The sequence below is a fragment of the Levilactobacillus namurensis DSM 19117 genome (assembly GCF_001434785.1).
Taxonomy (GTDB): Bacteria; Bacillota; Bacilli; order Lactobacillales; family Lactobacillaceae; genus Levilactobacillus; species Levilactobacillus namurensis.
Genome location: NZ_AZDT01000009.1, coordinates 1 through 10,394, shown reverse-complemented (window position 1 = coordinate 10,394; position 10,394 = coordinate 1). Strand labels below are relative to the sequence as shown.

At 52.8% G+C, this 10,394-nt stretch carries 7 protein-coding genes and 2 pseudogenes; 4 read left to right on the top strand and 5 right to left on the bottom strand.

What is annotated here, in order from left to right; translation table 11 throughout:
* Positions 1 to 166: 166 nt before the first annotated feature.
* Positions 167 to 271, bottom strand: a pseudogene (locus tag FD30_RS11880) (IS30 family transposase); the annotation flags it as partial.
* Between the two features lie 763 nt (positions 272 to 1,034).
* Between FD30_RS11880 and FD30_RS11380 the strand changes: the two are divergent.
* Positions 1,035 to 1,214: pseudogene (locus FD30_RS11380) on the top strand (hypothetical protein); the annotation flags it as partial.
* A gap of 178 nt (positions 1,215 to 1,392) precedes the next feature.
* On the opposite strand, the gene FD30_RS01750 reads toward FD30_RS11380, so the two are convergent.
* Positions 1,393 to 1,920 carry a DUF1836 domain-containing protein gene (locus FD30_RS01750; protein WP_056943653.1) on the bottom strand — a complete coding sequence of 176 codons (528 nt, stop codon included), beginning with the start codon at positions 1,918 to 1,920 and terminating at the stop codon, positions 1,393 to 1,395.
* Between the two features lie 88 nt (positions 1,921 to 2,008).
* Positions 2,009 to 4,354, bottom strand: a complete 2,346-nt coding sequence (locus tag FD30_RS01745; protein ID WP_056943652.1) for a cation-translocating P-type ATPase — start codon at positions 4,352 to 4,354, stop codon at positions 2,009 to 2,011.
* 207 nt (positions 4,355 to 4,561) lie between these two features.
* Here FD30_RS01745 and FD30_RS11665 point away from each other — a divergent pair, with 207 nt between their 5' ends.
* From FD30_RS11665 to FD30_RS01735, 3 genes are all read left to right on the top strand, one after another.
* Positions 4,562 to 4,720 (top strand): hypothetical protein, encoded by a 159-nt coding sequence (locus FD30_RS11665; protein ID WP_170206900.1) that lies wholly within the window; start codon positions 4,562 to 4,564, stop codon positions 4,718 to 4,720.
* 90 nt (positions 4,721 to 4,810) lie between these two features.
* Positions 4,811 to 5,659, top strand: a complete 849-nt coding sequence (locus FD30_RS01740) for an aldo/keto reductase (RefSeq protein WP_056943651.1) — start codon at positions 4,811 to 4,813, stop codon at positions 5,657 to 5,659.
* A gap of 516 nt (positions 5,660 to 6,175) precedes the next feature.
* Positions 6,176 to 7,639, top strand: a complete 1,464-nt coding sequence (locus tag FD30_RS01735; protein ID WP_056943650.1) for an ATP-binding cassette domain-containing protein — start codon at positions 6,176 to 6,178, stop codon at positions 7,637 to 7,639.
* An 80-nt stretch (positions 7,640 to 7,719) separates the two neighbouring features.
* Here the strand turns inward: FD30_RS01735 and FD30_RS01730 are convergent, their stop codons facing one another.
* Both FD30_RS01730 and FD30_RS11635 read right to left on the bottom strand, forming a co-directional pair.
* Positions 7,720 to 8,148, bottom strand: a complete 429-nt coding sequence (locus FD30_RS01730; RefSeq protein ID WP_056943649.1) for an Hsp20/alpha crystallin family protein — start codon at positions 8,146 to 8,148, stop codon at positions 7,720 to 7,722.
* 331 nt (positions 8,149 to 8,479) lie between these two features.
* Positions 8,480 to 10,394: DUF5776 domain-containing protein (locus FD30_RS11635; protein WP_235803243.1), on the bottom strand; the 1,915-nt coding region annotated here is incomplete at its 5' end.

Genomic DNA, 10,394 nt, shown 5'->3' with positions numbered 1-10,394 from the left:
GTTTTTGAAAAACATGAAAACTGACGACTTTTTTGAAAGGTATGAATAATTCAGGAGGTATTACTGAATAAATCTATTTACCGTCAAGTGCGATGTAAAAGCGTACAACTGGTGTCTGGCAACCAAACAGTCAACATAAAAGATTGTTCAAGCGAGCTTACACACAGGCAACTTGTACAAGACTAACCGTATCCAGCGATAGCCCTTTAGGTAAGTCCTGTCGAATCATCTGGTTGTGGACTTCGTTGGTCCCACGTTCACTAGACATGTAGAAGAATTGACGTTTACCGTTGATCTTCCTTAATTGGCGGGCCTAAGCGCGCTTCAGTTCGTTATTGATGGTCTGAGGGCATACACCCAGGCAATGAGCAATTTTTTAGTTAGAGTCATCGCTATTGCGAGTTGTGGAAACTCCAATGATACCGGACTTTTCTTCCTTGGTATATTTTTGCCCAAGTGGCTAACTTGGTTCTAAAACTCGCCAAATACATCCAACTTAAAGTTGCTACTCTTTTTCTATTACTTATATCCTCTATTTTTTACAAAAATCCATGGACATCGGCATGATCCATGGGCTTTAAATTAAGCGACAACAAAGCAAATCAATGACTACAAGATGGACGAAGAGGCCTCAACTTCATCCTCTTCATCGCTGCATCCCGAACAGCTCGCTAAGGGTTCAACGTCTTTGTCATACTTAATTGATTCAACGTTCATTCCTTCGATGACTGTGTGAGTACGTCTTTTTCGCTCATGTCACCATCCTCGCGCTAATAATTGAATCAGGAGAATATCCCTAATTTGCTTGCAACATAAACCAAATTAACAACGGAGTCCATAAACACCATCCAAAAGACCAATACTTACTCACACTTCACCCAGTAGAAAAGCATTGTTAACTAACAATTAAGTAATAGAAAATCTTCCTTGTCTAACTAAAGGTACCTATACCGCAATCACAAAGAAATCATCCCTATATAAATTGGGTTTAATACGCGACATAGACGGCTAAGCGCCATCAACGAGTCTACGCTTGGGATATCGATGACGTGACCCTGCTGGACCAGATGATGTTTCTCGGCGTCAACGGGATCATCACCGACAACCTGCACGACATGCAGGTTGAAATCAAGAGCAACACGGACCACCCCAGCTACGCTAACCTCCTCCTAACATTCATGAGTGAGTTAAGCTTAGAGACTCAGATGCAATAGTTTCTGAAACGTCTCCATGATTGGGCCCACTCGTCCAATCCAATAAGTGTCGAAAAAGCCACTCAGTGAGTCTTCTGCGAATGCTCACTGAATGGCTTTTTATCAGACCCTAACTCCACTTTAAAGGAAAAGCCAGTCCGTCCCCGTTCGAATTGAACGCCGACTGACTGGCTTTTTCTTATTTCGTTTTTTCAACCTTTTGTAACGGTCGTTTGATTAACGTTAATAGTTTTTCGGACTGTAACCGGGCCACCACGGCATCCACCGCGACCTGCATCAGCTTTTCGTTTAAGTTCTCCGCGGCCGGCTGGGTCTGCGATTCACCTAAATGATGCAACCGGTCCTCCAAGCGGTCAATGAAGTTGTCATAGGCCTGCTTCGGGTAGTCCCCCGCCGTAATCTGGTCGATTCCCGACCGCACCGTTTCCGTCTGGAACATAGGCTTTAGGAGACTGATCATCAAGATATCGGCCAGTTGCATGGTCTGGTACTTCTTCTTGACCGGCGCCAGAATCACTTTATGCTTCACGTAGTTGTTGATCATCGCCGGCGTCATCGTGTCTACCCCCAAGGGGCCTAACACCGCATTGATCAATGCCGTGACTTGGTCCATGTACAAATCAAACTTCGGAAGATCATCCCATCTCGGGAGTTTAATATCGTGCATCTGGTGTTCCCAGCGCGTGTATTGATTAAAATCAGCCATATTGTTCCCTGCCCTTCTGTTTGTTACCTGCATTATAACACATCACCTAGTCAAGCTGACTAGCTAAGTCATTTTTAGAAACTAAATCTTACCGCCAATGAATTCGACTCAGAATGCGCTTGCCTAGAATGGCTTGAACCGCATAAAAAACGGGCGGCACACTTACCATCAACGGCAGGTAAATCAGGGCTAACCGCCAGTTGAAGAGGTTGACCAGCGAGAAGATTCCCCCGAAGAAGAGGAAAATCAACGCGAACAGTCCCGCCATGACCGCGACCAAGAGAACCTTGAAGCGATTGAGCGGCCGGGCCACCAACAGCAGAGCGTTCAAGCTGACCAATCCCGTCATCAGGACGCTCAAGGTCGAGGTCGTGGCGAAACTCAGGTGGAATTGGGACCCCAGCCCCATAATCACCAGGATGTAGCCCACCACACAGGTGGCCGCCGGCGCCGCCACTTCCATGACCTGCTTCATGAACCGCCCGGTAATCCGGGCATAGTTCGGTTGCAGGGCCAAGAAGAACGTCGGGATACCGACCATCAGTGACGAGATCGGCGTGAGTTGGATGGGTTCGAACGGGTAGCTGCGGGTCATGAAGATAAAAATCAGCGTTAAGACCACCGAATACATGGTTTTAATCAAAAACAGCGAAGCCACTCGCTCGATGTTATTAATGACCCGGCGGCCTTCGTTCAACACCTTGACCATGGCGTCGAAGTTCGAATGAATCAACACGAAGTCTGCCAGACTCTTGGTGGCCTCACTCCCGGAAGCCATGGCGATACTGCAATCTGCCTGACGCAGAGCCAACAGGTCGTTAACCCCGTCACCGGTCATGGCGACCGTGTGGCCGGCTTGCTGGTAGGCGCGGATCAACCCTTCCTTCTGCTGCGGGGTGACCCGACCAAAGACGTTATAGGTCTGCACCAAGTGCGCGTAGTCCGGCGTCGCCCCGACCTGACTCATGTCAACCAACTGCTGGGCGCCCGGAATCTCCGCGCGTTGGGCGATGCTGGCCACGGTCACCGGGTTGTCCCCTGAAATGACCTTTAAGGCCACGTCCTGCGTGGTGAAGAAGTTAAAGGTCGCCTTGGCGTGCGGCCGCAATTCGTCGGTGATCAGCAATAATCCTAAAGCACGGGGCTTGGTCGGCCGCGGTGTGGTCAGCTGGTCCACTTGGGCGACCACCAGGACCCGGTATCCCTGTTGGGCTAGGTCTTGAATGTGGGCTTGTAAGGTGGCATCGACCGGATCAAAGATGAACTCCGGTGCGCCCATCACGTAGGCTTGCCCGTCTGGCAACCGCGCGCCACTCCATTTCCGCCCTGACGAGAACGGCAAGACCTCGTCCGCCGCGAGGTCGGGGGTCCCCAGCGCCGCTTGGACGGCCTGGGCAGTCTCGTTATCGTCACCGGTGGCGGCGACTAATTGGGCCAATAACGTCTGTAACTGGGCTTTCGTGAGGCTGGTCAAACCCTCGACCCGCTCCAGCTTAAGCTTACCGCTGGTGATGGTCCCGGTCTTATCCAGGCATAACACGTCGGCCCGCGCCAAAGCCTCGATGGCGGGCAATTCCCGAACCAAGACGTTGTGTCGCCCCAGCGTAAAGGCTCCCGCCGCCAGTGCGACCGACGTCAACAGGACCAGTCCCTGGGGGATCATCCCCCCGACCGCCGCAACGGTTCCCAGGATGGCCCGGTTCGTACTTTGGCCTTTAATTAATGAGGCCACGAACAGGATAATCCCCAACGGAATTAACGTCAGGGTCAACGCTTTAATGATCCGATTAATGATATTTAGTAATTGGCTAGCGGTCCGGTGCTGTTGCTTGACCGAATGGGCCAACTGCTTGACGAAGCTTTGTTCGCCGACCGTGGTGGCCTGGACCGTGGCTTTCCCCCCCAGGATCACGCTTCCCGAAATCAAGCGGTCACCAGTCCGCTTCATAATTGGCGTTGACTCCCCGGTAATCTGGGACTCGTCGACTTCGATGCCGCCAGTCTCCCGTACTAGGCCGTCCACGGGGAGTTGGTCGCCCCGGCCGACCATGATCAGGTCATCTTGGACCAAGTCATCCTGGGTCAGCGAGACGGCCTGGCCGTCCCGGAGAACCGCTAACCGTCCTTCCGAAAGCAAGGCGAGTTTATCCACTTGGCGTTTCGAGCGGATTTCCTGGAAGATTCCGATTCCCGTGTTGACCACGACCACCCCGATGAACAGGAGGTTCTTGTAGCTGCCGGTCATCAAGACCAGCCCCGCTAGGACCAAGTTGATCAGGTTGAACAGCGTCATTAAGTTATCCCGAAAGATCTGTTTGACACTCCGCGTCAGGGGTGGCAACGGGTCATTCTGTAAGCCTTGGTCGATCCGTGCTTGCACTTCAAATTTAGTTAATCCACGATTTAACGCGGTCAGGGGTGGCTGTTCGGGCATGACCCCGCCTCCTTTCGTACCTGCGATTACCGATGATGTAACCGCCTTCTAGATGACTATTTGCCTATATTGTACAAGAAACTAACGGGGGACGCCTGTAATCCATCTGAATTTTTGCACATCTTAACCGAATCGCTAGCGATTAACAGTTGACGCCCAGAGTGGTTAAATGGAAGAGGAACCAAACCAACTTGGGGAGGAATTAACATGGGACATAAATCAACTGCTGTCATTTTGTTCATCTTATATTTAGTCTTACTCTGGTGCATGGTCACGAACCGCAACATGCTCGCCATGTGGCTAATGACCGCCGGGATGCTCTTTGAGGCCACCGTGAACCTCTATGACCAGTTCAAACGGCACTAAGCCTTTTTCAGAAAGCGTTGTCATTTTAGTGGCTTTAGCCTAAACTAAGAAGTATGACTAACGGTGATAGACCGCTAAGGAGGATTCACGATGACGTTAAGTAACATCACAGATACCATTCAACTCGCTGACGGCAACCAGATGCCCGGGCTGGGCTTCGGGACCTACCTGATCAACGACCAAGACACCATGGACCACAGTATTCAGACCGCCTGGGACGCCGGTTACCGACTGATTGACACCGCCATGTTGTACCGCAACGAAGACCTCTTGGGGACCTCGCTGCAGAAGCTCGGCTTGCCCCGCGAAGCGCTCTTTTTGACCAGTAAAGTGGCCGAAATCGTTCAGGGCTACGACCAGACCATGAAGGCCGTCGAAGGGTCGCTCAAACGCCTGCAGACCAACTACCTGGACCTCCTCTTGATCCACTGGCCGGTCCGGGAACACTTCTTCGAGACCTGGAAGGCCCTCGAACAACTTAAGGCGAACGGCCAGGTCAAGTCCATCGGGGTCTCCAACTACACTATTGCGCACCTGGAACTGCTGGCGCTGAAGGCTAAGGAGATGCCCGTGGTCAACCAAGTGGAGTACCACCCCTACCTGAACCAGCAGGCCTTGGTCGATTACGACCACGAACAAAACATCGTCACGGAAGCTTGGAGTCCCCTGGGACGGCGGGTGGTCTTAGACGACCCTATGATCGCCAAGATGGCGAAGCACCATCAAAAGACGGTCGCCCAAGTCATCTTGCGGTGGGAACTCCAACACGGCGTTCTGCCAATTCCTAAGTCCACGCACGCGGAACGAATCCAAGAAAACGCGGGAATTTTCGACTTCACCTTGGCCGAAGATGAAATGGGCATGATCGACCTGCTCAACAAGAACCAACGGACGGGGAACGAACCGGAAATCGTCTACGAGACGGGGAAGCAGTACTAGGCGAAACGGCTAACCAGACCATTTTCCTGGCTTACAAGCGCCTGTACTTGTTTTGTAATGACGTTCTAGCCCGATTTTATGGTAGAGCCAAGAACAGCTCTTCATGCGTTTTAAATTCATCAACTTGAATCGTTACCTTGCGGACGGAAACTCGCTCAACTTAGAGTTCCCGTCCGCTTTTTATCCCTCCTCATCTTCCATTAAAGCTGACTTATCCATTGCCTTTTCCTCCCCAATTACCTATACTTAAACCAACTAAATTCGAAAGTCGGGTGACAACCTTGAAGAACGCACAACGTAACATGATCACACTTTGATTGGGTGCAGTCGCTCGGCTAATAAGGGGTGCTTTTTAGTACGCCCACGACGCGAATGCTCCCAGACGGTTCTGGTGACTTTCGCGTCTTTTTTTCGTCCTTTTTTAGCGTTCTCACCAGAACCGTTCCACACTGCCCTCCGGTGGGCCATTCCCCGGAGAAGCCGATTCCGCAGAAGAATTGGCTTGGGAGATTACTTATGGGAACGATTCAAATTCAACACCTTTCTTTTCAATATCCAGGGGCCACACATCCCCTATTCACCGACCTATCGACCAACTTCGACAGTCACTGGAAGCTGGGCTTAATTGGCCGGAACGGCCGGGGGAAGACCACTTTCCTCAACCTCTTGCGGGGACAACTGACCGGGACGGGCACCATCACTGCTCCGGTAACGTTCAACTACTTTCCCGCCGAAGACATCGACCCCACCCTAACGGTCATGCAGCTGATGACCGCCACGGGCGCCGCCGACTGGCAAGCCACGATCGAATTGACCAAGATTGGACTGCCGCCAGCCTGGGCCACCCGCCAATTCGGGAGCCTAAGCGGTGGCGAACAGACTAAGGTCTTACTGGCCCGTGGCTTCGTAGACGATACTGCTTTCCCGCTCATCGATGAACCCACCAACCACCTCGACCTAGCCGGCCGGACCGTGGTTGGCCAATACCTGCGTCACAAACGCGGATTCATCTGCGTCAGTCACGACGAACACTTTCTCAACCTCTTCGTCGACCACGTGATGGCCATCACCCCGGACCGGGTACACATCGTGGCCGGAACCGTCGCCGCCTGGCGAGCTGATAAGGCCCGCCAAGACCAAGCCGCCACTGCCAAAAACGCCCAACTCATCACCGACATTCACCACTTAACCCGCCGCGCCAATACGCAACGTGGGTGGTCTGAGCGCCGAGAGCGCGAGACCCACGATGCCAGTAGTCGGCGATCCGCCGCCAAACTGATGCGTCGAGCTAAAGTGTTCGAACAGCGGACGGCCGACCGCATCGCCGAACGGCAAGGCCTCTTAGCCGACTTGGAGACCACCACCCCACTCACCACCAATGCCACCCCGGGACAGGGTCACCGCCTACTACTAAGCGCCCGCCAGTTTAGCTTACTCCGGGCCAAGGTCCCCCTCTTTGACCCCCTCGAGATTGACTTTCATCAAGGCGAGCAATTGGCCATTCTGGGGCCCAATGGTAGTGGCAAGACCAGTCTCATCGCCAGCCTTTTGGGGCATACGTCTTTAGAACACACCGGCCACTTACAAAATGACCTCCCCGCGAACGTTGGCTATCTGGCCCAAAACTTTCACCACGTCATCCGCGACGTCGACTGGTCAGAGCTAAAGGCGAATCACCAACTGACCACCGTGTGGAACCTCATGCACCAACTAGGTGTTTCCCGGTCCCGACTACGGGCCCCGGCTAGCGAATGGAGTATGGGAGAGGCCAAGAAGGCGGCCTTGGCCCTGACTCTGTGTCGGCCCCACGATCTCTTGGTCTGGGACGAACCCACCAACTACTTAGACCTCCCGGCTCGTGACCAACTCGCGACCCTGGTGCAGACCGTTCGGCCCTCCCTACTGATGATCGACCACGACGCCCAGTTCGTGACCACCACCTGTCCCCACCAACTCACCTTGACACCCTACCAGCACTAACATTAATCAAAAACGGGAAACACAGCTCACAGACTGTGTTTCCCGTTTTTTAGGGTGCTCTTCACTTTTATGCGTTAGGATTAGTCGATACTAATCTTGTGATGATCCTCGGATTCAGCTTCCTTAGGCAACGTCAACGTTAAGATACCGTTGGTGTACGTCGCGTTGACCTTCTTCAAATCGACGTTTGGCAGGTAGAAGGCCCGGGAAACGTTCTGGCTAGAACGTTCTTGCCGTAAGATCCGACCTTGGTCGTCCTTAGTCGCTTGGTCCACGTTCGTGCTACCGGAGATCCGTAACGTCTCATCGCGGTAGTCCACGTGAATGTCGTCCTTCTTGAAGCCCGGCATTTCCGCCGTAACCACGTAGTCCTTATCGTGTTCCACGACGTCGGTCTTCATTGGGTTATCGTTCCCGTTAAACAAGTCACGGCCCAAGTTACCCACTTCGTTAAAGAAGTTCATTGGATTGAATAAGTCATCGTTCCGGTTCATCATTTCGTTGGTCATAATCAATAACCCCTTTCATGTCTTTTGTTTCTCTTTACATTGTCTATAATAGTCAGCATTGGTCAGAAATGCAAATAATTAGCACTCACTTGATAGAGTGCTAATTATAGCTGACAATTGCCGATATGACGGTGTTTATTTCGCAAACCGATAAAAATCCGTCTCAAATGTTTTTTCTTTTTACGCTTGTAAAGGTCAAATTAAATCAAAAAAAGTCTGGGTCAAATGCCCAGACTTTTTCTGTTCCTAATGATTCCGTGCTGAAGCGGGTGACCCAAGACAACCAGCGCACACTAACCACCTTGGGATCCACACTCTATTAATCTATTCCTTAGGGTTTAAGCCGGCCAATCAACGTTGACAGGTTTGGCACCGTATAAGACCAGTGCGCGAATCGCTGGGTCTTCGGTAAGCCCAGCGACCAAAGTCGGTGATGGGCGTGGCGACCTAGCTTGACCAATTCCCGGTTCGCCGTGACGTACTGCCCGTTGCTCAACTGGAAGCGGGTCGTGAGGTGATGGTGGACCAACCGGCAAACCGTCAACCATTGCCCTTTCGCGTAGTGTTGGCGTTTCCCTGTCAGATCCGGTCGCCGGTAACCGTTGATACCTTCTGGATTGATCACCAGTACCTTGACCTTGGTGTGAACTTGATGGAGGTAATAGGTCGGCCGTACGAAGTCCCACCGTGCCGTAATGTACCCCACCAGGCCATAGGTCTTGGACCCGTGGTTGACATCCCGTACCTTATACCGTAAGCGCCCGTGTTTAGATAGGAACATCCCGATGACCATGAATTGGGCTTGGGCCGCATCAGTGTACTGGTGGTACCACGCCAACCGCTGTTGCGCACTAAAGGTCGGCGTACGGTACAGGCCAATCTTGCGTACCGGATAGACGCTAAACCGCTGGAACGGCCGTGGCCGGTGTTGTTGGTGCGATCCGGTGTGCCCCGTTAGTTGGAGATTCCCCGGGTCAATCAAATCCGTCGCCGTCGCCGTTAAGATAGGCTGCGAGACCGGATAGGACTGGGCAGGCGTAACTGTTGGCTGGGTCGGAGCGGGGTCCACTGAAGAAGCCCCATCTGGAGTAGTTGGCACAACTGACGTCCCCGGTTCTGGCCGAGTTGGCGTGGTGACCTGAGGAACGCTCGGTTGAGAACTATCAGGGTCAACCGGCGTTGTCGGGGACACGTGGGGATAACTTGGTAGCTGTCCCGTTGGTGGCGTGACCTGCGGCTGACTAGGCGTTCCCGTCCCCGTTGGTGTTGACCCACCGGCGGGCGGAAGTGGTGCCCCTGGTTGGGTTGGTGTTGGGGTGACCTGATCGAGCAGACTCACGCTAGCCTCACTGGTGAAGAGGTCAGCCGTCGACTGGCTTTGACTAGCCACGACCGACGCGCTAGCACTCAGTTCTTGCGAGGCGACCAGACTATCGGACGCAAGCACCTGCCCCCACTGGGCTAACGAGTGGTCATCCTGCTGACGCAGCTTTAGCGAAGCGGAAGTAAACGCATCGAGAGTTGAATTGAACTCCGAGACACTGGTGAGATCATCGCGCAGATGCATTAAGGACCGGTCAGCCTGCTGGGCATTACTCAGGGAAGCCGCCGTATACGCTTGGTTAGCCGAGGTGATTGCTTGCTGAATCGACGTTGAAGCCGAAGCCCAGGCCAATTCGGTTCCCAATGCACTTAACGACTGGTCATCGGCCTGTTCATTACTGGTTGAGGCAAGGTTGAAAATCTGGTCGGCGGATTGAACCGCTTGTTGGACGGATGCGTCTGCCAGAGACATCGCTGTCGAAATCGACGTGGAAGTTGAGGCCGAGCTTAGGGCCGAACCTAGCGCGCTCAACGACTGATCAGTCGCTTGTTCATTACTAGTTGAAGCAATATTGAAGATCTGATTGGCAGACTGAACCGCTTGTTGGACCGATGCATCCGCCAAAGACATCGCTATCGAAATCGACGTTAAAGTTGACGCGGAATTCAACGCTGAACCTAACGCACTTAGCGATTGGTCGTCGGCCTGTTCATTACTGGTTGAGGCAAGGTCGAAAATCTGGTTGGCGGATTGAACTGCTTGTTGGACGGATGCATCCGCTAGGGACATCGCTATCGAAATTGACGTGGAAGTTGACGCGGAAGTCAATACCGAACCCAGGACGCTTAGCGATTGGTCGTCCGCCTGTTCATTACTGGTTGAGGCAAGGTTGAAGACCTGGTCAGCGGATTGAACTGCTTGT

Coding starts and splice junctions, on each gene's coding strand:
- FD30_RS01740 (WP_056943651.1), top strand. CDS start 4,811: ATGACGTTAAGTAACATCACAGATACCATTCAACTCGCTGACGGCAAC.
- FD30_RS11665 (WP_170206900.1), top strand. CDS start 4,562: ATGGGACATAAATCAACTGCTGTCATTTTGTTCATCTTATATTTAGTC.
- FD30_RS01745 (WP_056943652.1), bottom strand. CDS start 4,354: ATGCCCGAACAGCCACCCCTGACCGCGTTAAATCGTGGATTAACTAAA.
- FD30_RS01735 (WP_056943650.1), top strand. CDS start 6,176: ATGGGAACGATTCAAATTCAACACCTTTCTTTTCAATATCCAGGGGCC.
- FD30_RS01730 (WP_056943649.1), bottom strand. CDS start 8,148: ATGACCAACGAAATGATGAACCGGAACGATGACTTATTCAATCCAATG.
- FD30_RS01750 (WP_056943653.1), bottom strand. CDS start 1,920: ATGGCTGATTTTAATCAATACACGCGCTGGGAACACCAGATGCACGAT.